Here is a 25,185-nt window from a genome sequence, read left to right on the forward strand (position 1 = left end):
ACTATATGAATGGATTTTTAATTACGTTTTATACCGCCCAGAATCGTAACTATCAGGGACAACCGATCAGCGAATGGTTATTGTCTGTCGCAAAACAAATGAATTTGCGTGGTGCGACAGTACTCGCTGGAATGGAAGGAGTTGATCATCATGGTTTATTTCATTCCGCCAGTTTCTTTGAGTTGGCGGATCGACCTGTGCAGATTCAGTTTGCAGTGACAAATGAGCAGGCAACAGAATTAATGAATTATTTGAATGACAAAGAAATCTCTTTGTTTTATGTAAAAACACCGATTGAATTTGGTGTCGTTGGGAGAGTCGCTACAGATTCTTAACGTAGGGGAATCTAGGTATAAAAAAAGAAGTCTAAGTGGAGGAGAGATAACCTTAGACTTCTAATGTTTACAGCCTAGTATGTGAAACTTAACTGAAGATTAACTATTGCGGTTAAAACGTGCAAAGCGTTTGTTAAAGCTTGCGACACGCCCTTCATTACTTGCCTGACGTACTTCACCGGTATAAAACGGATGCGATGCACTTGAGATATCAAGGGTCACGTAAGGATAAACTTTACCTTGATATTCACGAGTTTGTTTACTTTGCAGGGTACTACCAATTAAGAAGTAAGTATCCGCATTGGTATCGTGAAACAGCACTTGTTGATAGGTTGGATGAATACCTTTACGCATTTTGAATGACTCCTATTATTTATAGAAATGTTATAACATAACAATATATGAAGTCAATCTTCTTAATTTCAAGTTTTGTTGGCGCTTGTTTACGAAGAGTGAATCAGCAAGCATGGAAAAAATGGAGCTTTAATCAGGTGATTTTATTTGTTCAATCGTCTGATACCCGACTGAGTATGGTTGAAAACAACGAAAATTGATGGGCTCAAATAAATGACTGAATAAAAATGCCAATCAGGTGATTGGCATTTTTTATATGTATTAGTTTGGCACTAATTCTTCAAATAAATCATTAAGATTGTCATGCACCTTGAGGTGAATGAGATTCCAGTAATGCCCAGAAATGGTTCGATTGACCATGAGCGTGTCTGGAGAGGGTTTAAACACATCCCAGTATTTCAATGATTGTTTGACCAGACGTATACCATCATGATGCGACGAGTTTTCGGCAAAATCATAATGTGTGCTTAGAGGACGCAATAGAATTTCAATCCATTGCGTATACAGCTCACTTGGAAATTTCTGCTTTTCGGCAATCGAATGCAGTTCCACCAGTAAATCTTCAACTTGGGCAATATCTTCTTGTCGCGCTGCATTCACCAATGCTTTAAAGTGTTGAATGATTTCAGGTGAAAGGGTCTTTACGCTGCCGTAATCATAAATAATCACGCTGCCATCTGCACGGAAAGCAAAGTTGCCTGGATGCGGGTCGCAGTGGAATCGCTTCAAGAAAAACATTTCCTGCCCTAAGGCACGAATCAGGCGACGTCCGATTTGATTGCGTGTTTCAACCGACCATGTGCTTGCTGTTTCAATGGATTCACCTTGTTCAAGACTGAGGGTCAGTACACGACGAGAAGAGTAGTCTTTATATACGGTGGGGATAATGATTTGATCATCGAGCTTTTCATGGAAGGTTTTAAAGACTTCTAGATTTTGTGCTTCGATTTCATAGTTTAATTCGGCAGAGAGACTGTCTTGGATTTCCTGAAACAGTTGATCTTGCAATTTTTTATCAATCTTTAAAACACCCATTAAGCGTAAGGCAAGACGTACTTGTTTTAAGTCACTTTCACAGGCTTGATCGACCCCAGGATATTGCACTTTCACCACCACAGCCTGACCATCTGGCAGCACTGCACGATGTACTTGTCCAATTGAGGCGGCAGCAAAAGGCTCTGTTTCAAAAGAGCTAAAAATCTGGTTTAACGGTTTACCCAGCTCTTTTTCAACTTGTTGCTGAATGGCTGAAAAGGGCATGGCTGGTGCTTGACGCTGTAATTTTGCAATTGCTTTCGCCACTTCTGGTGGGAAAATATCTTTATATTGTGAGGCGATTTGCCCAACTTTCATGACTGCACCTTTCATTTCCCCCAAGGTGTCTGCAATCTGCAAACCGATGTCCTGAAACAGTTTGCTACGCGCAGCATTTTTTTGTTCTTCGTCTGCTGTGAGATTTCGAATGGAATTGGCAACACTTTTACTGGCAATACTTGCGGTCATGCCAGCCAGTTTCAAAAAACGTCTACTGGGAGAGCTTGCATGCTTTGCCATATGCGCTTGACCTCGATCGATCTAGTTTCAAAGTGATACCTTGATCATAGGCGACAAAACTTAAATTGCCTATAACAAAATGTTAAGTGATGTAAGCATGGAATAATCAAAAATTTGCATGATTCAATTGTGATGATGACAATTGAATGTAGGATATATCGGTATTTATTCTATTTTTGAATGATTAAAATTGATCGTACGTGAAGTATAAGAGTGGCGGCATTCATGCCGCCTCATCAGAGCAAGTTGCTTAGAGTTTTGGATTTGTCATTTGCATCAAGCGTTTATTGTTGAAATATAAACGACCAATCAGTAAAACACAGGCAATGCTTAAGCCGATAATCAGGCCGAGCCAAACGCCAGCGACTCCCCAAGTGGTATAACGGGCAAGATATAAACCAATCGGGAACGCAATAATCCAATAGGCCATTAAGGTAATCCACATTGGCGCTTGGGTATCTTGCATGCCACGTAAGCAACCTGCGGCACCGACTTGCCAAGCATCCATCAACTGATAAGCCATCGCGAACCAAAGTAAATACATTGCAACAGGGATGACATTCAGGTCAGTGGTATAGATCGCCACGATATAAGGGCGTGCAAGCGCAATCAACGTCATGGTACAAGCCGCAAAAACCGTTGCACTAATCAATCCTACCATCTGAACCTGACGCATTGCGTGCCAGTTTTGTTCGCCATAATACATCCCAACTCGAATGGTCAATGCAATCGCTAAGGATAACGGAATCATGAATAGCTGTGAGGTGACTGAAATCGCAATCTGATGCGCGGCAATCGCATTTTCACCTAACGGGCTGAGTACAATCGCACCTGTACTGAAAATACTGACTTCAAAGAAAACCGCTAAGCCAATGGGTAGGCCAAGCTTTAGAATGCGCTTCACCCAAGTTGGATCGATTTTTTCCCATTTGGTGAAAATAGGTGCCTGTTTATAGGCTTTTGCTTTTGAAATATAAATGGCGAGGGTAATAAACATCAACCATTGTAAAATTGCCGTTGCAAAACCACATCCCGCGCTACCCAAGGCAGGGATTGGCCCAAAACCATACATAAACATAAAATTCAGAGGAATCAGTACCAACAAGGCAATCAAGCTAATCGCCGTCACTGGGCGTGGATGTCCCAATGCCTCAGAATAACTGCGCAAGGCTGCATACATCATCACCGCAGGCATACCAAAGCCAATCGCATGCAAGAACAGGCTTGCTTTGGGAAGTAAGCTTTCAGGCACACCAAATAGCGGTAAGAACATTGGCATACATTGCAAAATCAACATCGCTACAATGCCGAGAATCACTGCAACCCATAACGATTGACGGGCAATGGTCGGAATTTTTTCAGGTGTTTTGGCACCACGTGCTTCAGCGACCAATGGCGTGGTAGCCAGCATGATTCCTGCAAATAACAGCATGATCGGAATCCATAAGCCTACACCGACTGCAATGGCTGCTAGATCAGTAGCCGAAAGATGACCTGCCATAATGGTATCGATTAAACCTAATCCAGCTTGGGCAAACTGTGTGATCAGGATTGGAAACATCAAATGAAATAGTTGTTTAAGTTCAAATCGCTTGGTTGTGGCATGGGACACAAAAATTACTCTTATTAAAATGAGGGAGGATTAGCGTTGTAGTGTGAATAAAACACCAATAAAAATCACAATACTGCCCAGTAGGCGTTGCCAGTTAATGGGTGTTTTGTCTGTACCTAACCAGCCAAAGTGATCGATTAACATCGAAATCACCAATTGCCCGAAAATAACTAAACCAGAGAAAGTTAAAAATCCGAGTTTAGGTGCAGTATAAATGCTCATACTGATTGCATAAACCCCAAGGCAGCCACCTAACCAAAGAAACCATGGAATTTGTGAAAGTTCACTTAAACTGGGTTTTGTTGCGCCTTGAAAATAAACCAGACATGCCAAAATAAGCGTGCCAATCAAAAATGACAGTAACGCCGCCTGCAGAGGGGAATGAAGATATTCTCGAAGTTGTGCGTTGATGGCCGTTTGGAAGGCCATTGCAATCCCGATCCCTAAGGCAAGCGGAAGAATAAATAGCAACTGGCTGGAGATTTTCATCATATTATTGGTCTAATTGTTCTTTATTGTCTCAGTCTAACCCAATACGCACGGGATGATAAGCCGTGTACTGTGTTGAAGCCGCAACCGCGCCTAGTCGAGTCATGTTAAAATAATCAGGTTCTGTCACTGAGCTTGTATCTTGAGTCCGTTAAATCCAGCAAATATTCCACTGTCCTTGTATATCCATATGCCTTGGTGTGTACGTAAATGTCCTTATTGTGACTTTAACTCGCATGCTGTGCCTGATGGACAATTGTCGATGGATTTGGAACAGCAATATCTTGCTGCGTTGGTGGCTGACTTTGAAACTCAGGTTGAAATGGCACAAGGTCGTTCAATTCACAGTGTCTTTATTGGCGGTGGTACACCCTCACTGATTTCTGCACAAGGGTACGTGTGGTTATTTGCGCAGCTCAAAGCTCGCTTAAACTTCGAAGAAGATTGTGAAATTACACTGGAAGCCAATCCGGGTACGGTAGAGCATGATCCGTTTGCAGATTATCTTGCCGCAGGGATTAATCGGTTGTCGATTGGGGTACAGAGTTTTGATACAGAGCATTTACAGCGTTTGGGGCGAATCCATTCGGTTAATAATGCACTAGATGCGATTCAGCAAGCCCTTCAAGCAGGCTTTGAGCGAGTCAATGTTGATTTAATGCATGGTTTACCCGACCAAAGCCAAGAACAGGCCTTAAAGGACCTCAGATTGGCAGTGGAGCATGGTGCGACGCATATTAGCTGGTATCAGCTCACCATTGAACCCAATACAGTTTTTTTTAGAACCCAACCGGTATTGCCACAAGATGAAGTTTTAGAACATATTCAGGAACAGGGTGAGGCCTATTTGAAAGCCAATGGTTATGTAAATTATGAGGTTTCAGCATGGCGTAAGGAAAAGCCCTCTGTACATAATTTGAATTATTGGCAGTTTGGTGATTATTTAGCAATTGGTGCAGGTGCACACGGTAAGGTCACTCGCGCAGATGGCATCTATCGTTTTCAGAAGACCCGATTGCCGAAAGATTATTTGGCTAAAGTGCCTGCTGAACATGTGCAAATGAAGCGTATCGAAGCAGAAGAATTGCCTTTTGAATTTATGATGAATGCATTGCGTTTAAATGAAGGCGTCGCTGCGGAAACTTATGCTCAGCGTACTGGACTTGAATTGGATGAGTTGAATCAAACGCTCACGCAATTGCGTGAGAAAAAATTATTGATTGCCGATACCAATCGAATTGCTTGTACTGAGCAGGGGCATATCTTTTTAAATTCGGTGTTGGAAGAGTTTTTATAATTTAAGTATATGATGAGTTTGAGCAAGGATGCTTAAACCCATCTAAATATTGTTGTCATCTTTTAGAAAGAAATTGGGTAGAAAATAAAAAAGCCTCATCAATGATGAGGCTTTTTAGAATTTGGTGGGTCGTCCGCGATTCGAACGCGGGACCAACGGATTAAAAGTCCGCTGCTCTACCAGCTGAGCTAACGACCCTGAAAGAATTTTAGAGTAACACTCTAAAATTATTGCAAGACAAGCAAAGCGCGTAGTCTTACAAATCTCGATAACTTTCGGTTATCAATCCTTTTCAGGAGTATCAAAACATTAAGTGGTGGGTCGTCCGCGATTCGAACGCGGGACCAACGGATTAAAAGTCCGCTGCTCTACCAGCTGAGCTAACGACCCTGAGCAAGTATTTAAGCATCGCTTAAATATGCTACGCAAGAAAAACTAATTTGTTCTAAATGCGTCTTCGTTTTGATGTTGCGTATTCTAGCAACTTATTCAGCTAACACAAGAGGAAATTCAAAAACATGTGCATGATTGTTTATAAAAAGCACGATTTCCTCTTGTTTAGCTAAAAAATAAACTAGAAACGGTATTGATAGCTTTGAATATTATCAAAGATCTCAGTGTTTACATCACTATAGCTGCTTGAACCTGGTAATAAAACCAGTAAACGTTCAGACGTTTTACTCGGATTAAATGAGTCTTCTTTGAGTTTATTCTTCTGGTATTTAAATGTACCAGTCGTTTCAACTTTCTCTTGAACACGTAAAAACACGGGAATGGCATAAGAAGGTAAGCACTTCTTAAATACATTGACCATGTCGCTTAAATCTGCGTCAGTCAGTTCGGCACCATCAACCAAGGTGATCGCTGCCATACCTGCACGACCATTGGTATTTGGAATTTCTACGCCGTATACCACCGCTTCTACGATTTTTTCATACTCGCAGACCATGTTTTCAACTTCCGTTGTAGAAACGTTTTCACCTTTCCAACGGAACGTATCGCCTAAACGATCCACAAACTGTGCGTGGCGGAAACCGATATCACGAACCAAGTCACCAGTGTTGAAATAAGAGTCACCTTGAGTAAACACATCTTTCAAGATCACAGATTTGTTCTTTTCAGGATCTGTATAGCCATCGAATGGTGAACGACTAGTGATCTTACCAATCAGTAGGCCAACTTCGCCTGTTTTCACTTTTTTGCAGTAGCCTTTTTTATCACGTACCAGCTCATTCTTTTCTTTATCGAATTCAACGATGGCGTATGGTGTTGGTGAGAAACCAACGGTATTGTCAAAGTTAAAGATATTGCTGAAACCCACATTACCTTCGCTTGATGCATAGAGCTCAAGTACTTCTTCTACACCAAAACGTTCTTTGAACTTGCCCCAAATATTTGGGCGCATACCATTACCAATCATCTTGGTCACACGGTGTGCACGATCTTCTTCGGTCACGGGTGCATCGATGAGGTAACGACATAGTTCACCCACATAACCGATCGCAGATGCATTAAATTTCTGTACGTCTTTCCAGAATGCACTGGTTGAATATTTACGACGCACCGCAAGTGTTGCACTGCCTGCGATTACACCACACCAGCACACCACCACACCCGTAGCATGGTAAAGCGGTAGGGTCACGTACATTACATCATCTTTGCCCAGATTGAGAATGTGACCATAGGTGCCATAAGCGAGCGTCCAGCGACTATGGGTGAAAATCACCGCCTTTGGTAGACCTGTCGTGCCCGAAGTATAGATATAGAACAGTCCATCTTTACCTGTCACAGTACGTGTGGTTGATGGATTGAATTTTGGAAATTGATCAATTTGCTGGGCAAGATTTACGTAACCTTGTGGTGCAGTCCCTGCATTTTTACGGGTTTCTTGGTCAGCAAACCAGTGGAAACGATCTTGAGCAACCTTTAAGTCTTGGCGTGCTTCATCAATTGCAGCACGAACTTCTTCACCTGCAATCACCGCAATTGGATTGACCAAATTAATACTGTGCGCCAGTACCTTACCGACTTGCGAGGTGTTCACAAGCGCAATGGTTACCCCGATTTTTGCTAAAGCAACGATAGAGGCAATCAGCTCAGGACGGTTTTCAACCATCACGGCAATGACATCGCCTTTTTTTGCCCCAAGTGACAAATAGTAATGTGCAATTTGGTTTGCCCATTCATTAAGTGCTTGATAGCTATAGCTTTGATCTTCAAATAACAGTGCGATGCCTTGAGGGTTACGCTTGACTGCTTTTTCAAAGGCAATACCTAAACCTGCGGGAGATGTTGGCGTTCGCAAATATGCTTGTTTAAGACCATTCAGGATATGAGGGACTTTAGTGATGAAGTTCGGAAGTCGAGTAGCAACATCACCAAGGGTAATAATATCGGTCTGCGTAGTTTGGCTCATATCAATCCTATTTATTTTTCGATCAATCCAAGAAATGGCTATCCGTTAGAACACAACCATTCACACCATTGTTGTTGATGCTGTTTTGTAATGGTAAGTGCCTAGAGCAATCAACCTAATTTGACAAAATAACAAAAAAGCCTAGTCATCGAAATGACTAGGCTTAGCCTTATTGAGTGCAATTTAGCAAATTACTCACTCAGCTGTGGCTTTTTTAGGTGGACGACCACGTGGACGACGAGGGCGGCTCGACTTTTCTTTTTCAGCTTTCGCTGCTTCATCGTCTAGTTCTGCTTCTGTAGCAGTTGTCGCTGGTTCAGTTTTTTCAACAGTTTGAGCTGTCTCAGTAACTTCTACAGCGGCTTCTGGAGCAGCTTTAACCTCATCAGTAACAACAGGTTGTTGTTCTGCGACTGTTTCAACTGGTGCAGATTCTGCTGAAGCAACTTCGGCATTGGCAAGTTCCAAAGGTTGCTGTTCAGGTGTTGCAACAACAGCTTCCTCTACAACAGCCGCAACTTCTTCTGTTACTTTCACTTCTTCTTTCGATTCAGTGTTTTCTACAGGAGGTGGCGTCGCAATTGAAGCAACATGTGCTTCTTTTGCTTGTTCCGCAGCCATTTTCGCTAAACGGCGACGTTCACGCGGGTCATTGGCAACACGGATCGCTGCAGCTTCAGGCGGTGTCAGTGCTAATACTGGCGCTGGTTCAGCTTCTTCCACTACTTTTTTGCTTGGAAGCTCAGCATCACGCGTAACAGGACGCTTATCTTCTTGGACAGATGTTTCCACCACTAAAGAGCTTGCATATTGTTCAGCAAACTTTTGTAGCGCGCGGTTAAACGTGGTGATTAAGCCAAATTGATCAATCAGAATGGTGCAATCCTCACCATACACATGACGAATCAAACTGCTGACCGTGTATTGACCCAAAGTCGGAATTTGCGATGGTGCCACAACGACTTTAGGTGCTGCTTTTTGAGCTGCTTGTGCACCACGTTGACGACGACGTGAACGCGGGTCATTGGCAGCACGTTTTACAGGTGCTTGAGTAGCTTCAGTCGCAGGAGCTTGTTCAGCAACCGCCGCCTTTTCTGCTTGAACCTCAGGTGCAGCTTCAACTTTTTCTACAACCTTCGCAGCAGCTTCAACTTTAGCTGTTGGAGCAGGTGCTTGTTGTGCGTTGAGTGCCACAATTTCACTTTGACCTTGATCAATGTTCACAACCAATGCTGTGTTCATTGGTGCTGAGCGTGGTACATCGACCACATCAACTTTGACCTGCTGTGGATTGGCTGCTGCTTCAGTTGTCGCAGGAGCTTCATTCAACACGCTTTGGTCGCGATGACGATTTGGTCGATTTGGACGTTGTTGATTACGATCACGACGTGGTAACGGCGCTGCCTCATTAGCATGTGCAGCATCATTGTTGTGCTGTTGCTGGTTTTGTTGCTCTTGAGGTTGCTGACGTTTTTGCTGACGTTTTAGTTCACGTTGCTCATGACGCTGTTCTTGGCGTGAAAGCTGTACCACTTCTTCATGCACTTGAGCTTGTTGTTCATGTGCATGCGCATGTTGCTCACGTTGTTCTTTGTGCTTGCGCTTCTTCTGGTTTTGATTTGGACGGTTTGATTTCTCGTCTTTATCAAATTGCTCACGTGCTTCTTGTTTCACAGGATTTTGTGAAATATAAGCATTGTTTGCCGTTGGGGCTGCAACTTCAGCAACCGCAGGTGCATTCACCTGACCAAATTGACCACGACTTACAGCACCATTATTCACCATTTGCTCAATGGCTGCCGCTGCATTTTGTGCAGAACGTGCTTGGTCCGTCGTTTGCGCTTGCTTTTGAACAAATAAGTTCTCTAACCATGCACAAGGACTTGCTGACTTTTGTGTCGTAGCTTGTGTTTGTTTTGCTTGAGCAGCTTGTTGCTGTTGTGCTGCTTTCTTTTGTGGCGCTGCATTATTTTGTGTTGGTGCAGCATGGTGGTGCTCTGCATCTTCTAAATGCCAGTCGGAAGATTCATAACCGAGTTCTTTTTCGCTTGAACGGGTTGCTTCTGTACGTTCATAACTAGACGGTGCAAAACCATCTGGGTTGAACTGGATTTGATAGTGTGGTGTTTCTAAGTGCGGGTGAGGTAATACCGTCACACGAACATTGGATGTTTGCTCAAGGTAAACTAGGCTGTGACGCTTTTCATTCAGTAAGAATGCTGCGATTTCAACAGGGACTTCGACTTGAACTTCACCTTGACGCTCACGTAAAGCGATTTCTTCCACTTTACGCATAATCGAAAGTGATAGTGAACGTAAGTCGCGTACCATGCCTGTGCCATGACAGCGTGGGCAAACATAGCCAGTCGCTTCTTCTAAAGAAGGGCGTAGGCGTTGACGGCTCATTTCCATCAGACCAAAACGTGAAAGCTGACCGAACTGGATACGTGCGCGATCGCTTTGCGTTGCTTCACGTAATTTCGCTTCAACCATACGCTGGTTGCGGTCTTTGGTCATGTCGATGAAATCGATCACGACTAAGCCACCGATATCGCGTAAACGCAATTGGCGTGCAATTTCTTCAGCAGCTTCTAAGTTGGTGTTGAGTGCAGTTTCTTCAACATCATGACCACGTGTTGATTTTGCCGAGTTGATATCAATCGATACCAATGCTTCAGTTTGGTCAATCACGATTGAACCACCAGAAGGAAGTTTTACTTCACGTTCATATGCAGTCTGGATTTGACTTTCGATACCGAAGTGAGCAAATAAAGGCTCATTCAAAGTATAGGTTTTTAATTTGTCGAGCTGACGTGGCATCACTGCTTTTACGAAGTTATAAGCTTCGTTGTAGGCTTGCTCACTATCAATCAGGATTTCAGCAACATCATCGCGTAAATAATCACGAATCGCACGGGTAACTACCCCCGCTTCTTGATGAACCAGCATTGGGGATGGGCCAGAACTTGCTGAACCTTGAATTTGTGCCCAGAGATCAAGTAAATGTTGCAAGTCGAGTTGTAACTCTTCTTGGGTGCGACCAATACCAGCGGTACGAACGATGACGCTCATGCCACGTGGTAGATTTAAAGACGCTAAAATTTCTTTTAGTTCTTCACGAACTGAACCAGAAATCTGACGGCTAATACCACCACCTTTCGGGTTGTTTGGCATGAGGACCAAATAACGACCTGCAAGTGAGATAAAAGTAGACAGGGCAGCACCTTTATTGCCGCGCTCTTCTTTTTCAACTTGAACCAGTAATTCAGTGCCTTCAGTGATAAGTTCACGAATATTTGAGGTTTGACGAGGGTCAGCTTTGAAGTACGAGTTTGCAATTTCTCGCATTGATAAAAAGCCTTGACGCTGTGCGCCGTACTCAACGAAAACCGCTTCTAAAGACGGTTCTACGCGAGTGACATGACCTTTATAGATATTTGATTTTTTTTGTTCGCGTGTACGATTCTCTAAGTCGAAATCGTAAAGACGATTACCAGTGATAAGTGCAACGCGAACTTCTTCTGCGTGGGTTGCATTAATCAACATACGTTTCATGGGTGTGACACCTAATAGTGATGCACACAAACAACCGGCTCAATATTTTGAGCAGACATCAAATTGGCGCGATCAAGACTCAGAAGCAACGTTGTGTAGGCTGCTCTGAAACCACTGACTGTAAATATCCAGCTGGGTTTTGATACGGTTACTTCGATGTCAGCAATATTGCTTCAATCTTGAATCCGTTGATATTTCATGTATGTCTTACATCTGTGAAATATCACTAGATCCGACATAATCAAAGTTTCCTGTACGCTTCACTGGCGGGTGAGCGGTGCATTGGATGGTGACTTTCACTGTCATTAAGCATTGAAGTCGATCCATCTGGAAGTCTTGATACGGAATGATCATCGTATCTCTGCTTAGCAGTTCCAATGCATCAACGCTTTAGCCTGAATGCGACATCAGGGAGCAAATTGTCTGATGTGGATCAGTTTACGTTTAATAACCAGCAAATTGCTGGCGACATATTTTTTCTGAACAAACTGTATGTGCAGATGCACAATTAAACGCAACAGTTTGCCATTTTGCCGATATAATAAGCCTTCGGCGTCGGCATAATTCTTTAGGACCTATCCGAGTTGTTGGTGAATATCTCATCGATTTAAAATTTTATCTAAATAAAATTTTTGATTTGATGCTCACTTACGGTGGTATCCGTGCGCTGAATATATCAAACCTTGCGGCATCTGCCTATGGGCTAAGTTTAGGTTTCTTGTGAAATAACTTAGCTAAATGATCAATTTTTAATCATATTTAACAAATCTTGGATTAATCGAGCGTATGAATTCTACACAACAATGGCAAAGTGTCACTTGGTTTGACGTGGATGAACATCAAGAAGGGCAGCGAATAGATAATTTTTTATTTACCCGATTAAAAGGTGTTCCAAAAAGTCGCATTTATCGTTTAATTCGTGAAGGGCAAGTACGCGTTAATAAAAAAAGAATAAAAGCAGAATCACGTTTGAGCATTGGTGACCAAATTCGGGTCGCTCCAATTCGTTACGAACAAAAAGATGAATCTGATGTACCCGTGAGTGATGATGTGGCCCAAAGCCTACTGAGCCGCGTGGTCTATGAGGACGAAGGCTTGTTGGTGATTAATAAACCTTCAGGGATTGCTGTACATGGCGGCAGTGGTGTGGCCTATGGCTTGATCGAAGCATTACGTGCTGCGACAGGCAAAAAATATTTAGAATTGATTCATCGTATTGACCGCGACACTTCGGGTCTGGTGATGATCAGTAAAAAGCGCAGTACCTTAAAATTGCTGCAAGATTTATTACGTGAGCATAAAATTCAAAAAACTTATGCTGCGATTGTGAAAGGGCAGGTCAGTTTAGATCAGCAAATGATTGACGCGCCACTATTGCGTTATGAATTGGCCAATGGCGAACGTCGTGTTCGTGTGACCAAAGAAGGCAAGCCAAGCAAGACCAACTGGAAAGTGGTTGAGCGTTATAAAGCAGCGACTTTGGTTCATGCTTCTCCGCTGTCGGGTCGGACCCATCAGATTCGTGTTCATGGTTTGAGTATCGGTCATCCTTTGGTGGGTGATGATAAATATGGACACAACACGCCATATGCAGGTCCTGAGGCACGCCGTTTGTGCCTGCATGCCATGCGTTTAGACATTCCGAACTATCCAACCATTGAAGCGCCAATGCCTGAAGACATGCAACAGGTGATTAACGAATTGAGAAAGCAGAAATGAACCAAAATATCGAACTGGTTATTTTCGATTGGGATGGCACCTTATTTGATTCGGTGGGTCAAATCGTCGCAAGTCTGCAATATGCTGCACAACAGTTTGAGCAACCCCTCACGGATGACGCGGCAAAAAGCATTATTGGTTTAGGCTTGCCTGAAGTGATGCAGATTTTATTCCCGCAGGTACCACACCTACAGCAAGATATTTTGCAGTGTTATGCAGACCATTATGTTGCCAATTCAAAAGGTGATGCTTGGTTTAATGGTGTTTCAGAATTACTCGCAGATTTAAAACAGCAAGGCTTAAAGCTCGCGGTGGCAACAGGCAAAAGCCGTAAGGGCTTAGATCGAGTTTTGGCACAAACCAATAGCCATGCGCTGTTTGACATTACCCGTGCAGCCAGTGAAACCAAATCCAAACCTGATCCATTGATGTTGCAGGAAATTCTTGCCGAGATGGATGTGGCGGCTGATCGTGCTGTGATGGTGGGTGATACCAGTTATGACCTCGAAATGGCTCGAAATCTAAATATGCCACGTATTGGTGTGAGTTATGGGGTGCATAGCATTGAAACCTTGCAGCAGTACCAACCTTTGGTGATTGCGCACAATGTGCAGGACTTACATGCTGCTTTGCAAAGCATCTTACCTGTAGTTGATGTCACTGCAAGTTAAACTGTTTATTGAGATAAAACAAAAATGATGGGAGAGTGCGCTGTCCCATCATCCATAATAACAATAGGGACCGTATGAGTCGTTCAATCCGTTTGCTTAATCTATTACAGCTACTCAGAGAATATCGCTATCCTGTGACCGCACAGGTATTAGCAGAGCGTTTGCAGATTAGTCAGCGCAGTGTTTATCGCGATATTGATACCTTGCGTGAGCAAGGCGTTTGTATCGATGCTGCGGCTGGATTAGGCTTTCAACTGAAACAAGATTTCTTATTACCTCCCATGACGTTGAATGAAACTGAAATCGAGGCCATCTTTTTGGCCTTAAACTGGTTGAGTGAAATTCCTGATCTGGCTTTGAAATCAGCGTCGACTTCAGTATTGGCCAAGCTCAATGCGGTATTGCCTGAGCATTGTCAGCATCAGCTTGAACATACCACTTTACGATCAATCAACACTTGGTTACCCGTAGATGAAACGTTGGTGGAACAGGTACGTTTGGCCATCCGTCAACAAGTTAAAATTGTGGTGGATTATGCTGACGAGCAGCAACGTGTGAGTTCGCGGACCATTTGGCCGTTTGCTTTAGGTTATTTTAATGATCGGATTGTACTGGCGGCATGGTGCGAGCTAAGGCAGAGTTTTCGGCATTTTCGGATCGATCGTATGCGGCAGTTAAGTTTGAGTCAGGAACTGTATCCTCAATTCAAACAACAACTATTTCAACAATGGTGGACACAAGAGGTGTGTCGTTCGGCTACTGACAAAAACTGACAATCAAAACAATTACATTGAAATAAGAATAACTCATCAAGGAAATATCAAAATGGCACTTAAACTTTATACCAATAGTTTTTCGCGTGGCGTCGTTGTTGACTGGTTGCTGATCGAACTTGGCATTGAATGTGAACGCATCGAAGTCGCTTTTCAAACCGAAATGAAAGCACCAGAATATTTAAAAATCAATCCATTTGGCAAAGTACCTGTCCTGGTTGATGGTGATATTGTGGTGTATGAACTGGATGCAATTTGTGCTTATCTGGCAGATAAATTTGCCGAAAAAGGTTTAGCGCCTGCTCTGAATGATCCAAAACGTGGTGTGTATTATCGCTGGCTGTTTTTTATTTCTGGTCCTTGGGAAGCCGCGGCGACCAACAAAATGTTAGGCGTCGAGGTTAAACCTGAGCAAAAATCATCGGTAGGGTATGGTGACTATCAAGATGCTTACAATGCGTTTGTACAGGGCTTAACTGAGGTTGATCCGTACTTATGTGGTAAACAGTTCACCGCTGCGGATGTATCCGTTGCCGCGATGTTATTTTGGCAACTTAAAATGGGAGAGGTCGAGTCTCATCCTGCTATTGAGCACTATTTGGAAAACATCAAACAACGGCCAAGCTATCAGAAATTTGCAGCATTCTTTAGTAATGTGTAGAGATTAAATCGCAGTAAAAAAGCTGATTGATTCGGCTTTTTTAATTTATGTAACTTTGCGTGGATGCAAACGGCTTTTCTAAGCCAAATACAGTTTGGATTTCATCGATGAGGTGCTGTGTTGCCGTACTGGATTCGTGCTTTGGGTAACTCATAAACACATCGAGATAAGGGAGAGCATGCTCTAATGGTCGTACCACGATTTGATTGGTGGCCAAGGCTTGAATGTATGCTGGTAAAATCGCACAACTTTGTCCAGAGTGTACCGCTTGAATTGCTTCGCCAATCGTATTGGCTTCATCGATGCTTTGAAAATGGATCTGCTGCTGTTTGATGTATTGGGTAATCGTTTTGGCGAGGGGCTGAGAAAGCTTGTGAGTTAATATGGTGAGAATCAGGCCTTGTAATTGGGCTGCGGTGATTTCTGAACATTGGGCTAGCGGATGTTGCTTGGGTAGCATCAAAACCAACGCTTCTTTTAATACCAGTTGGCTGGCAAAAGTTTCATTTTCAAATTTTTGATTAATAAAAATAATGTCTAAATCACCTTTCTTCAGTTTGGCAATTTGGTCACTTTCTTTGAGATTGAGGCTGCGAATTTGTAGTTTAGGTAGCCTGACTCTCAAACGCGGCAAAATATAAGGGAAAATACGAATTTCAGCAGAAGGCACAAAACCGATTCTTAAGCACAGCACTTTGGCGGCAGCGACTTGTCTTGCCATGGTCACGGCTTTATCTGCTTGCGTCAGCGTTAAACGCGCTTGCTCCAGAAAAACCTGACCTTCATCGGTCAATTCAACTTTTCGTTTAGTACGATGTAAAAGCTGTACGCCCACATCATCTTCAAGATCTTTAATTTGCTGACTTAAAGAGGGTTGAGCCGTGTGTAATTTGAGTGCCGCTTTACTGAAACTGAGCTCTTCAGCAACGGTAATGAAATAGCGTAAATGACGTAATTCCATAAGGCAGGTCCAAAGGTGTCTGACTGTTTTTGTAGTTTTAGTGATGAGAACACCATGCTATTGGCGCATTATAACCAAGGTTGTTTTATATACAATATGCTTTTTTATAAAATATAAAAAAAGATAAAAAACTCATGTTTACTGATTGGCCTGAATTGTCAGCAGGGTTTATTAGTTCGGTAAAATTGTGTTGACTCTGCATCAGAAAATCAGCATAACTAACAAGCTTATGTTAGGATCAAAGACCGATTTTATGAATCTGGAATAAGACGAGAATCCTAAAAAAATCATCATGGTTTGAAAGGTTCAGCTTAAACAGGATTGATGATCTGAACGGGATATAACATTACCCACCTCATGCGATGAGATTCCACCAAAGAAGACGTACATGAAAGATAAGCCGACATTAACCTACCAATTGCCGACCCAATCTTGCTTGAGCCATACTTGGGGGAAACCTCCATTTCCACATGAGGCTTCTGATCATTGTGGCATAGATCGTTTCTATAATTTGCAGAAACCGCTCACACCTTTTGATCGTAAAGGCCTGTTAAAATGGTTGGCGACTCGTCAATCATCTACTTGGACTGTTGATCGCTCGCATGAGTGGAATATGCGAAATCACATGTTGGAGCTGCCACAAAACCGTACACATGCCGATCTCAATGACTGGCAAATCTGGTTTGTTGGACATGCCACCGTTTTAATTCAAATTGGCCCTTATAATTTTCTAACCGATCCCGTTTGGTGTGAATATGTCAGCCCGAAACAGGGGAATGGCCCACGCCGTGTCTGTCCTGCAGGGATTGCTTTAGAACACCTCCCAACGATTCATGGCGTGCTGTTGAGTCATAATCATTATGACCATATGGACTTGGCGACGTTAGAATGGCTGCATCAAAAATTTGAAATGCCAATCTATACAGGTTTGGGTAATGCCTATTACTTGCCAAAGCATCTGCATGTCATCGAGATGGATTGGTGGCAGGAGATTCCGTTTCATGATGAGCTGAAAATTGCCTACACACCTGCGCAGCATACTTCTGGACGAGGTGTACGTGATCAAAATAGAGCACTGTGGGGCGGTTTTTCATTAGTTGCTAAAACAGGACATTGTTTCTTTGCTGGAGATACCGGTTATTCCCCGCACTTTAAGCAAATCCATGAGCGTTATGGCGATGTCCGTGTGGCTTTATTGCCAATAGGTGCTTATGAACCACGTATGCTGATGCGCTATGTGCATATGAATCCACAAGATGCATTTCATGCACATCTCGATCTACATGCCCACCGTTCTCTGGCGATTCATTATCGAACCTTTCAACTAACTGATGAAGATCGTGATGACCCTGAGCATGAACTACAGCAAGCCATGAAATCATCTTCTAAATTGGTCAATCCATTTTATTGCATCCGTGAAGGACATTTTATTCGTGCTTAGCATTTTGCAGTGCTTTGATACACCACAATGAAACCACTGAAAGGCTTGCAAGCGCAATATTCATGACAACGGGATTGAAAGCTTGATAAATCTTGTCTGGATAAATGTACAACACGAAAATAAATAAGCTGATCAGGCTGATGATGTTGAGCCAGTGCAAATATTGATGGCTAATCCATAAAAATAGGCCGCCAAAAATCATTTCAGCAATCCCTGAGAATGAAATCATCCAAGCAATATAGGTTGGAGTGATATTGAGTTGTTGCCAGACATACTGCTCATCTTGCACCTGAAAAATCAACTTGGGAATCAGCCCTTGATAAATCCAAAGGCTTGCAATAATCAACTGACAAAATCTTAAGATCTGTTGAAGGGTTTGGTTCTCGCTGTTCATATTAGGGCCTCATCTAATAGAAAATGTTGCTGAGTTTCAGGTGTGACGCGATAGCATTGTTGGGTTTTCCCAAAGAGGCGGTAACGATTGAGTGCAATTCGGCGATAAGCAAAATCACGGATGGTTTTTGGAATGACGCTGGCGTATTTCAAACTGGCGTAAGGGGAATCTAGGCGCTGAATGATGCGTAGAAAGGCAGTTGATTCGGTATAGCATTGACCATTCTCTAGTAATACCATGGTTTCAAAATGATCAGTCGGAAGACTGTAATAGGCGAGTAGTTGTTGTCCGATATTGGATTGCACAGAGACCAGTTTGAATTGATAGTGGGTATCCTGTTTGATCATAAAGTCAGCCCATGCTGAGCACAGCACACACTCTGCATCAAACAAGATGATGTGATGGTCTTGAATCAGTTGCTCTAATGGTTTTTGCATGGTTATTTTTCTAATTGGACATTGAATAAATTGTCACCTAACTGCATAAAAAAAGCCATCCGAAGATGGCTTTTGTTTTAATCTTTCAAAGCTTATAGGAAGCTTGGTAAATGACGCGCTGGATCAGTTTCACGCGCTGCCTGAGCATCTGCAACGGTGAGTCCTAATGCTGCGGCAACACCTTCACCATAAGCTGGGTGGCATGCGTAGCAGTTACGGATATGACGATACTTGATGAAGTCTAAAGCATCACCCATCGCACGTGCTGTATTACCGAACAGGGCTTGTTGTTGCTCAGGTGTCATCAGTTCAAATAACGCACGTGGCTGACTGAAATAGTCATTGTCATCTTCACGATAATCCCAGAAATCAGCATCGCCATTGATTTTCAATGGAGGCTCTTTGTACTGTGGCTGCTCTTGCCATTGGCCGAAGCTATTTGGCTCATAGTGAGGTAAACCGCCATAGTTGGCATCGATACGGCCTTGGCCATCACGGTGATTACTATGTACAGGGCAGCGTGCTGCGTTGACTGGAATTTGTTGGTAATTCACACCGAGACGGTAGCGTTGTGCATCAGAGTAGTTAAATAAACGCGCTTGTAACATACGGTCTGGTGAAGCACTAATCCCTGGAACTAGATTGCTTGGCGCGAAAGCAGATTGCTCAACATCAAGGAAGAAGTTTTCAGGATTGCGGTTTAACTCAAATTCACCGACTTCAATCAATGGGTAGTCGCCATGCGGCCAAACTTTGGTTAAATCGAATGGATGATATGGAACTTTTTCTGCATCTTGCTCAGGCATGATTTGTACAGCCAAAGTCCATTTTGGATAATCTTTGCGTTCAATTGCATCAAATAAATCACGTTGATGACTTTCACGATCTTGACCTACCAATTCGCCAGCTTCAGCATCGGTTAAGTTTTTAATGCCTTGTTGAGTTCTAAAGTGGAACTTCACCCAGAAACGCTCATTGGCAGCATTGATAAAGCTATAGGTATGGCTACTAAAACCATGCATATGACGGTAGCTTAAAGGGATACCACGATCAGACATAACAATCGTGACTTGGTGTAACGCTTCTGGTAATAAAGTCCAGAAATCCCAGTTATTGGTTGCACTACGCATATTGGTTTTAGGGTCGCGTTTTACTGCCTTGTTTAAATCAGGGAATTTACGCGGATCACGTAGGAAGAACACAGGGGTATTATTCCCGACCATGTCCCAGTTGCCTTCTTCAGTATAAAATTTTAAAGCAAAACCACGTATATCTCGTTCAGCATCTGCAGCACCACGTTCACCTGCAACCGTGGTAAAGCGTGCAAACATTTCAGTTTTTTTACCAATTTCGCTAAAGATTTTCGCGCGGGTATATTGGGTAATATCATGGGTGACCGTGAACGTACCAAATGCACCTGAACCTTTGGCATGCATACGACGCTCAGGAATGACTTCACGAACAAAGTTGGCAAGTTTTTCATTTAGCCATAAATCTTGGGCTAATAATGGCCCTCTAGCGCCAGCGGTCATGCTGTTTTGGTTATCAACGACAGGGGCACCAAAATCAGTGGTTAAGTGGCTATAAGGACATTTTTTATCGTCTTGGCTCATGTTCTATCTCCGTCAACATGACCTGTGAGCTAGGTCATCTCAACTGTTGGACCGTTCTAAGATATGAATGCTTCGCCGTATCATTCATCAATTGGGTATCGAAATTTCAGATGCCTAAGTGTGATTTGCAATGATTAAGCTCAGCCTTTGTATTTTTACTCTAGGTTGATGAAAGCTTTTTTTCCAATGGATTAAAGTTGATGTCATAAATGCTTTATTCGATTGAAGCTGTCTAAATCTTAAACATGAGTCATGCTTTTGTGGATATGAAAATTGTTAAAAAAAGATAAAAGATAATGGAAAAATAAAGACTTACTGTTTTGGCCAGGTTAAATATAAAGTCAGTGTCGGCATCATTTAGAGGGAGTAAATAGACTCCAATTTGTTCTAAGAAGGATGACTTTTGCCTGTTGCAGTTATGTAAAAAGGCCTAAATAGATTTCTAGAATTAATTTTGCCGTATCGCTAATACTGCTTGAGCCGCATTCTAAAAAGATGATTGCTGCCCCTATGCAATTAAAGTTTCAAAACAGAAAGCATGAGTAGGAGATATGTAAATCTTCAGATTTTAGCTGCTAGCATATTGCTTTAGCTTACTTTTATGAGATTAAAATAAATGAAAAAATTAGCATTAGGCTTAGGTTTATCTTTAACCGTTCTAGCAGGTTGTAGTGCCACACAGCAAAATGAGGATAAGAAGACCAACGCTTCACACTCATTCAGTGTTGAGTTTGTGGGAGAAGGTACGTATAGCGTGAAGCAACAGCAAGGTACGGCCAGTTTATATGCGGTAGATAGCCAGATTGCTGATGTACCAGCGACTTTGATTCAGGAGAAAAAAGTTCAAATCTCTCAAGTTCCATTTACGGTTGATTTTACGGTGCCTGCGGATCACCGTAAGCTTATTCAGCCCTCAGTTCGCGATGATGCGAATATCAAGTACTACGTGACGTTGGAATCGGATACCAAGAATTTGACGGGTAAAGATGCGATCATGATTGATTATGATCGTAAATTTCCAAGCGTGACCTTGAATGGTGGCAAACAGCAGATTTATCTACGTTTTGCCAAATAAATAACCGCATCAACAAAAAAGGCGATCATTCGAGAATGATCGCCTTTTTTAGCATTGTTGCTTGTATTGGATGGAGACAATTATACGTTCAACATCCGATTTGATTTCACCATATCAGCCAGACCGTGGGTTCTAAAATAATGTTCGAGCCAGCTTTTAATCACCAGCGGGTTATTCATTTGCAGAACATCATCCAAAAGTTTCTTGGCATCACTCATTGGAACATGACAAATTGCTTTGCGGACTCTCAGAATATTGCTTGAACTCATCGACAAGGTATTAAAACCCATTGCCATCAGGAGAATCGCAGACAATGGATCTCCTGCCATTTCACCACAGATGCTGACGGGTTTTTGATGCTCATGACAGTCCTGTACCAAACGTTTTAAGGCACGCAGGATGGATGGATGGAAATGCGAATAGACGTTGGCCACATGTGGGTTATTACGATCCACTGCCAGTAAATATTGGGTTAAATCGTTGGAACCCACAGAGAAGAAGTCGACCAGTTCGGAAAACTCATCAATCTGCAACAGCACACTTGGCACTTCAACCATGATGCCGATCTTCGGTTTGGTAATTTTAACCTGTTCTTCTTCTTGTACCGCGATCCAGTCACGCTCTAACAGGTATAGAACCTCTTCGACTTCACTGACGCTCGTTACCATGGGCAACAAGATATGCAAATTATTTAAACCGATGCTAGCTTTGAGCATGGCACGGATTTGCGCAGAGAAAATTTCTGGATGATCCAGTGTAAAGCGAAGGCCACGCCAACCCAATGCCGAATTTTCTTCTTCAATACTGAAGTAAGGCAAGTCTTTATCTGCACCAATATCGAGGGTACGCATAATTACGGGTTTATTGGCAAAATGGCTGAGCTGCTGGCGGTAAATGGCACGTTGCTCTTCTTCACCAGGGAAGCGCTCACGTAGCATGAATGGAATTTCACTACGATACAGACCAACACCTTTGGCGCCACGTTGTACGCCACGGACCACATCAATCATCAAACCTGTATTGACGAACAATGGAACCGACACGCCATCTGGGGTGATTGCGTCTTTGGTTTCGTATTGCTTTAAATCTTTTGCAATTTGTTCTTCTTCTTTTTGAACTTCTTTATAGCGTTGACGTAAGCGACGAGGAGGATTGACGAAGATACGCCCTTGATAGGCATCGACAATCATCTCGATATCGTCGAGTGTGGTAATTGGTAATTCGGTCACACCGACGACGGTTGGAATGCCTAGCGCACGTGCCACAATTACCATATGTGAGTTGGCAGCACCTTCAGAAGTGACAATTGCCGCAATATTATCCACTGGAAGCTCTACCAATGCTGCGGTACTGATTTCTTCACCAATCAGAATGCTGTCGGGACTGAGTTCGCGGTGACTGGTATCATTTTCTTGCAAGCAAGCCAGAATTCGACGACCGAGATCTTTCAGATCTGAAACACGTTCACGTAGGTAGTCATCTTCCATTTGAGCAAATAGCGCAACATGTTTATCGATGACTTTACGCACGGCACCTTGGGCCCAACTGCCTGCACGAATGTGGTCTTTAATTTCACTTGGTAAGGCATTTTCATCAAGCATTCTTAAGAACACGCTAAACAAGGCACGTTCTTCAGACATGAGCGAATCTTGCATTTTTTCATCTAGAGATTGAATCTCTAAACGTACTGCAGCAATGGCTTGATCCAATAATTCCAATTCATCGCTGATGTCTTCTGCTTCGCGATCTGGAATCGCAGCAAGATCAGCAGGCGGATAAAGAACAATGGCACGGCCTAAAGCGACACCACCTGCACCTGAAACCCCTTGGAAGGTCTTGTAGCTAGGACCATTGCTGGGTTTACGAAAAACATCAATATTTCCCACAGCATGTGCATGGGCAATTACACCTGAGAGTTGGGCACACAGTGTAACCAAGAAGGATTCAGCAGCTTCGCTAAAGTCTTGAGATTCTTTATTTTGAACCACCAAGACACCCATCACCTTGCGGCGATACATCACTGGAACGCCTAAAAATGAGTTGAACAGTTCTTCACCTGTTTCAGGTAAATAGGCAAAGCGTTCGTGTTTGGGTGCGTTGTCTAAGTTAACGATTTCTTCACGTTGACCAACCAGACCGACCAGACCTTCACCGACACTGAGCGACACCGCACCAACCGCTTCAGGTTTTAAACCTTTTGAGGCCATCAGCACATAGCGGCGATTACGTTCGTCCAATAAATAAATCGAGCAGACATCGACATGCATGGCATCGGCCACATGATTGACCATAATGTCCAAGGAATCATGCAAACTGACGGACGCATTGATTTCTTGCACAATGCGTCTAAGCGTGTCGAGTTGCATGTTTGACATGGATGTTTACTCCAATTTATTGAATCGTTATAGGCCTAGTTATAACAGCTCTGTTGTCAAAAATCATTGCTTAAAATGATGATTTCACGACAATTAGCGCTGAGGTAGTTGTAAACATAATTCCATCATGGCTTTACGGTAAACATCACGTTTGAAGTTGACCACTTGACCCAATGGGTACCAGTAACTTACCCACTGCCATTCATCGAACTCGGGTGGGTCTGATAGGTTTAACTGAATATGATGCGGCGAGGCCGTTAACTTCAGTAAAAACCATTTCTGCTTTTGTCCAATACATACCGGATCTGAATCTGACCGAATGTACCGATGTGGCAAACGATAACGCAGCCAACCTTTTGTTTGCGCTATAATTTGGACGTGTTCGGGCAATAAACCGACTTCTTCTCTCAGTTCACGAAAAAGTGCCTGTTCAGGGGTTTCTCCAAATTGGATCCCTCCTTGTGGAAATTGCCAAGCATTGTGACCAATGCGTTTTGCCCATAAAACTTGTCCGTCATCGTTTGCCAAAATGATCCCGACGTTGGGTCGGAAACCTTCTGAGTCGATCATTTGGCTACCTAAATTTTATCTATATCGTTGACTTTGATCTCGGGGACAGACTATCTTCCATGTCCAACTCGAAAAAGGTCAAAGTAAAATGTTTAAATTGCTATGATCTTAACGAATTTTTAGTGACTTACGGAAATAGATTTACGTTTTTTTTCTTTAATTTGCATTTAAATGAGCATTTATATGAAATTGGCTTTGTTTGATTTAGATCACACCCTGTTAAATACTGACTCTGATCACTCTTGGGGTGAATTTTTGGTCAATGAAGGTTTGGTTGATCCAATTCATCATCGCCAAATGAATGACAAGTTTTATGAAGATTACAAAGCAGGGCAACTTGACCCGATTGCCTATAATGAATTTGTTTTTCAATTTCTAACCAAACACGATAATGATTATTTAACTGAGTTACATCAGTTATTTATGCAGAAAGTAATCCGTCCGCAGATGCGACCTAAAGGGTTTGAGGCGATTAAACGACATCAAGCACTGGGTCATGAGCTGGTTGGAATTACCGCGACCAGTGATTTTATTACGGCACCTATTTTTCGTGAATTTGGCATTACTGAAATTATTGCCACCAATGCCGAAGTGATTGATGGTCAATATACAGGCAAGGTCACAGGCATTCCTTGTTATCAGAAAGGTAAGTTGGCGCGTTTGGATCAGTGGTTGGCTGGAAGGACGGTCAATGAATCTTGGGCCTATTCAGATTCAATCAATGATCGTTTCCTATTGGAATATGCGACGCATGCGATTGCCGTAAATCCTGATGATCGCTTAGAAAAATTGGCACAAGAACAGGCTTGGGAGATCCAAGACTGGTCGATATAAATCAGTAATTTAATGCCAAATATCACCTTAAGCAAAGGGATATTTGGCA

Annotated in this window: 22 protein-coding genes and 2 tRNA genes; 9 read left to right on the top strand and 15 right to left on the bottom strand. The window is 42.8% G+C overall.

What is annotated here, in order from left to right; all coding sequences use genetic code 11:
• Window positions 1-5 precede the first annotated feature (5 nt).
• On the top strand, window positions 6-335 hold the full coding sequence (locus F887_RS15655; RefSeq protein WP_005291546.1) for a DUF190 domain-containing protein: 330 nt from the start codon (window positions 6-8) through the stop codon (window positions 333-335).
• 99 nt (window positions 336-434) lie between these two features.
• On the opposite strand, the gene F887_RS15650 is transcribed toward F887_RS15655, so the two are convergent.
• The 4 genes from F887_RS15650 to F887_RS15635 form a co-directional block, all read right to left on the bottom strand.
• Window positions 435-689 carry a type B 50S ribosomal protein L31 gene (locus tag F887_RS15650; RefSeq protein ID WP_005155032.1) on the bottom strand — a complete coding sequence of 85 codons (255 nt, stop codon included), beginning with the start codon at window positions 687-689 and terminating at the stop codon, window positions 435-437.
• A gap of 261 nt (window positions 690-950) precedes the next feature.
• Complete coding sequence (locus F887_RS15645; protein ID WP_005291549.1) at window positions 951-2,243, bottom strand: ABC1 kinase family protein; 1,293 nt, start codon at window positions 2,241-2,243, stop codon at window positions 951-953.
• 250 nt (window positions 2,244-2,493) lie between these two features.
• On the bottom strand, window positions 2,494-3,855 hold the full coding sequence (locus F887_RS15640; RefSeq protein WP_005291552.1) for an MATE family efflux transporter: 1,362 nt from the start codon (window positions 3,853-3,855) through the stop codon (window positions 2,494-2,496).
• Between the two features lie 30 nt (window positions 3,856-3,885).
• Window positions 3,886-4,347 (bottom strand): DMT family transporter, encoded by a 462-nt coding sequence (locus F887_RS15635; RefSeq protein WP_005291554.1) that lies wholly within the window; start codon window positions 4,345-4,347, stop codon window positions 3,886-3,888.
• A 139-nt stretch (window positions 4,348-4,486) separates the two neighbouring features.
• Here F887_RS15635 and hemW point away from each other — a divergent pair, with 139 nt between their 5' ends.
• Window positions 4,487-5,641: a radical SAM family heme chaperone HemW gene (hemW, locus tag F887_RS15630; RefSeq protein ID WP_005291557.1), complete on the top strand. Its 1,155-nt coding sequence runs from the start codon at window positions 4,487-4,489 to the stop codon at window positions 5,639-5,641.
• A 122-nt stretch (window positions 5,642-5,763) separates the two neighbouring features.
• On the opposite strand, the gene F887_RS15625 is transcribed toward hemW, so the two are convergent.
• The 5 genes from F887_RS15625 to F887_RS18585 form a co-directional block, all read right to left on the bottom strand.
• Window positions 5,764-5,839, bottom strand: a tRNA-Lys gene (locus F887_RS15625).
• A 116-nt stretch (window positions 5,840-5,955) separates the two neighbouring features.
• Window positions 5,956-6,031, bottom strand: a tRNA-Lys gene (locus tag F887_RS15620).
• A gap of 184 nt (window positions 6,032-6,215) precedes the next feature.
• Complete coding sequence (locus F887_RS15615; protein ID WP_005291559.1) at window positions 6,216-8,057, bottom strand: long-chain-acyl-CoA synthetase; 1,842 nt, start codon at window positions 8,055-8,057, stop codon at window positions 6,216-6,218.
• 195 nt (window positions 8,058-8,252) lie between these two features.
• Window positions 8,253-11,612, bottom strand: a complete 3,360-nt coding sequence (locus F887_RS15610) for an Rne/Rng family ribonuclease (protein ID WP_005291561.1) — start codon at window positions 11,610-11,612, stop codon at window positions 8,253-8,255.
• Window positions 11,613-11,819: 207 nt separating this feature from the next.
• Window positions 11,820-11,966, bottom strand: a complete 147-nt coding sequence (locus tag F887_RS18585) for a hypothetical protein (protein ID WP_004637771.1) — start codon at window positions 11,964-11,966, stop codon at window positions 11,820-11,822.
• A 432-nt stretch (window positions 11,967-12,398) separates the two neighbouring features.
• On the opposite strand from F887_RS18585, the gene F887_RS15605 reads away from it, so the two are divergent.
• From F887_RS15605 to F887_RS15590, 4 genes are all read left to right on the top strand, one after another.
• The gene (locus F887_RS15605; protein WP_005291563.1) at window positions 12,399-13,331 is read left to right on the top strand and encodes an RluA family pseudouridine synthase; all 933 of its coding nucleotides are present in this window, start codon (window positions 12,399-12,401) and stop codon (window positions 13,329-13,331) included.
• Window positions 13,328-14,002: an HAD-IA family hydrolase gene (locus F887_RS15600; RefSeq protein WP_005291565.1), complete on the top strand. Its 675-nt coding sequence runs from the start codon at window positions 13,328-13,330 to the stop codon at window positions 14,000-14,002. Before F887_RS15605 ends, F887_RS15600 begins: the two co-directional genes overlap by 4 nt.
• 74 nt (window positions 14,003-14,076) lie before the next feature.
• Window positions 14,077-14,775 carry a helix-turn-helix transcriptional regulator gene (locus F887_RS15595; protein WP_005291567.1) on the top strand — a complete coding sequence of 233 codons (699 nt, stop codon included), beginning with the start codon at window positions 14,077-14,079 and terminating at the stop codon, window positions 14,773-14,775.
• A gap of 52 nt (window positions 14,776-14,827) precedes the next feature.
• Window positions 14,828-15,436: a glutathione S-transferase family protein gene (locus F887_RS15590; protein ID WP_005291568.1), complete on the top strand. Its 609-nt coding sequence runs from the start codon at window positions 14,828-14,830 to the stop codon at window positions 15,434-15,436.
• Window positions 15,437-15,476: 40 nt separating this feature from the next.
• On the opposite strand, the gene hcaR is transcribed toward F887_RS15590, so the two are convergent.
• Window positions 15,477-16,397, bottom strand: coding sequence for a DNA-binding transcriptional regulator HcaR (gene hcaR, locus F887_RS15585; protein ID WP_005291571.1), 921 nt, complete (start codon window positions 16,395-16,397; stop codon window positions 15,477-15,479).
• A gap of 388 nt (window positions 16,398-16,785) precedes the next feature.
• Here hcaR and F887_RS15580 point away from each other — a divergent pair, with 388 nt between their 5' ends.
• Window positions 16,786-17,838 (top strand): MBL fold metallo-hydrolase, encoded by a 1,053-nt coding sequence (locus tag F887_RS15580; protein ID WP_005291573.1) that lies wholly within the window; start codon window positions 16,786-16,788, stop codon window positions 17,836-17,838.
• Here the strand turns inward: F887_RS15580 and F887_RS15575 are convergent.
• The 3 genes from F887_RS15575 to F887_RS15565 all read right to left on the bottom strand — a co-directional run bounded on the left by F887_RS15575 (window position 17,825) and on the right by F887_RS15565 (window position 20,282).
• Complete coding sequence (locus F887_RS15575; protein ID WP_005291574.1) at window positions 17,825-18,232, bottom strand: DoxX-like family protein; 408 nt, start codon at window positions 18,230-18,232, stop codon at window positions 17,825-17,827. The two genes, F887_RS15580 and F887_RS15575, sit on opposite strands and share 14 nt — an antisense overlap.
• Window positions 18,229-18,669 carry a thiol-disulfide oxidoreductase DCC family protein gene (locus tag F887_RS15570; protein WP_005291577.1) on the bottom strand — a complete coding sequence of 147 codons (441 nt, stop codon included), beginning with the start codon at window positions 18,667-18,669 and terminating at the stop codon, window positions 18,229-18,231. Before F887_RS15570 ends, F887_RS15575 begins: the two co-directional genes overlap by 4 nt.
• 92 nt (window positions 18,670-18,761) lie before the next feature.
• Window positions 18,762-20,282 carry a catalase gene (locus F887_RS15565; protein ID WP_005291579.1) on the bottom strand — a complete coding sequence of 507 codons (1,521 nt, stop codon included), beginning with the start codon at window positions 20,280-20,282 and terminating at the stop codon, window positions 18,762-18,764.
• A 616-nt stretch (window positions 20,283-20,898) separates the two neighbouring features.
• Between F887_RS15565 and F887_RS15560 the strand changes: the two genes are divergently transcribed.
• The gene (locus F887_RS15560) at window positions 20,899-21,357 is read left to right on the top strand and encodes a hypothetical protein (protein ID WP_005291581.1); all 459 of its coding nucleotides are present in this window, start codon (window positions 20,899-20,901) and stop codon (window positions 21,355-21,357) included.
• A gap of 80 nt (window positions 21,358-21,437) precedes the next feature.
• On the opposite strand, the gene ptsP is transcribed toward F887_RS15560, so the two are convergent.
• Window positions 21,438-23,732, bottom strand: a complete 2,295-nt coding sequence (gene ptsP / locus F887_RS15555) for a phosphoenolpyruvate--protein phosphotransferase (protein ID WP_005192157.1) — start codon at window positions 23,730-23,732, stop codon at window positions 21,438-21,440.
• Between the two features lie 93 nt (window positions 23,733-23,825).
• Entirely contained in the window at window positions 23,826-24,302 is a 477-nt protein-coding gene (locus F887_RS15550) for an RNA pyrophosphohydrolase (protein ID WP_004656060.1), read from the bottom strand.
• Window positions 24,303-24,485: 183 nt separating this feature from the next.
• On the opposite strand from F887_RS15550, the gene F887_RS15545 reads away from it, so the two are divergent.
• A complete protein-coding gene (locus F887_RS15545) occupies window positions 24,486-25,136 on the top strand; it encodes an HAD family hydrolase (RefSeq protein WP_005291584.1) in 651 nt (216 codons plus the stop codon).
• The last annotated feature ends 49 nt before the right edge of the window (window positions 25,137-25,185 follow it).

Source organism: Acinetobacter sp. NIPH 2100 (assembly GCF_000369805.1).
Classification (GTDB): domain Bacteria; phylum Pseudomonadota; class Gammaproteobacteria; order Pseudomonadales; family Moraxellaceae; genus Acinetobacter.

Excerpts from the sequence above, each read along its gene's own strand:
- F887_RS18585 (WP_004637771.1), bottom strand. The coding sequence starts at position 11,966 with ATGATCATTCCGTATCAAGACTTCCAGATGGATCGACTTCAATGCTTA.
- F887_RS15590 (WP_005291568.1), top strand. The coding sequence starts at position 14,828 with ATGGCACTTAAACTTTATACCAATAGTTTTTCGCGTGGCGTCGTTGTT.
- F887_RS15615 (WP_005291559.1), bottom strand. The coding sequence starts at position 8,057 with ATGAGCCAAACTACGCAGACCGATATTATTACCCTTGGTGATGTTGCT.
- F887_RS15600 (WP_005291565.1), top strand. The coding sequence starts at position 13,328 with ATGAACCAAAATATCGAACTGGTTATTTTCGATTGGGATGGCACCTTA.
- F887_RS15560 (WP_005291581.1), top strand. The coding sequence starts at position 20,899 with ATGAAAAAATTAGCATTAGGCTTAGGTTTATCTTTAACCGTTCTAGCA.
- F887_RS15575 (WP_005291574.1), bottom strand. The coding sequence starts at position 18,232 with ATGAACAGCGAGAACCAAACCCTTCAACAGATCTTAAGATTTTGTCAG.
- F887_RS15650 (WP_005155032.1), bottom strand. The coding sequence starts at position 689 with ATGCGTAAAGGTATTCATCCAACCTATCAACAAGTGCTGTTTCACGAT.
- F887_RS15580 (WP_005291573.1), top strand. The coding sequence starts at position 16,786 with ATGAAAGATAAGCCGACATTAACCTACCAATTGCCGACCCAATCTTGC.
- F887_RS15645 (WP_005291549.1), bottom strand. The coding sequence starts at position 2,243 with ATGGCAAAGCATGCAAGCTCTCCCAGTAGACGTTTTTTGAAACTGGCT.
- F887_RS15635 (WP_005291554.1), bottom strand. The coding sequence starts at position 4,347 with ATGATGAAAATCTCCAGCCAGTTGCTATTTATTCTTCCGCTTGCCTTA.
- F887_RS15595 (WP_005291567.1), top strand. The coding sequence starts at position 14,077 with ATGAGTCGTTCAATCCGTTTGCTTAATCTATTACAGCTACTCAGAGAA.
- F887_RS15610 (WP_005291561.1), bottom strand. The coding sequence starts at position 11,612 with ATGAAACGTATGTTGATTAATGCAACCCACGCAGAAGAAGTTCGCGTT.
- ptsP (WP_005192157.1), bottom strand. The coding sequence starts at position 23,732 with ATGTCAAACATGCAACTCGACACGCTTAGACGCATTGTGCAAGAAATC.
- F887_RS15545 (WP_005291584.1), top strand. The coding sequence starts at position 24,486 with ATGAAATTGGCTTTGTTTGATTTAGATCACACCCTGTTAAATACTGAC.
- F887_RS15565 (WP_005291579.1), bottom strand. The coding sequence starts at position 20,282 with ATGAGCCAAGACGATAAAAAATGTCCTTATAGCCACTTAACCACTGAT.
- hcaR (WP_005291571.1), bottom strand. The coding sequence starts at position 16,397 with ATGGAATTACGTCATTTACGCTATTTCATTACCGTTGCTGAAGAGCTC.
- F887_RS15570 (WP_005291577.1), bottom strand. The coding sequence starts at position 18,669 with ATGCAAAAACCATTAGAGCAACTGATTCAAGACCATCACATCATCTTG.
- F887_RS15655 (WP_005291546.1), top strand. The coding sequence starts at position 6 with ATGAATGGATTTTTAATTACGTTTTATACCGCCCAGAATCGTAACTAT.
- F887_RS15605 (WP_005291563.1), top strand. The coding sequence starts at position 12,399 with ATGAATTCTACACAACAATGGCAAAGTGTCACTTGGTTTGACGTGGAT.
- F887_RS15550 (WP_004656060.1), bottom strand. The coding sequence starts at position 24,302 with ATGATCGACTCAGAAGGTTTCCGACCCAACGTCGGGATCATTTTGGCA.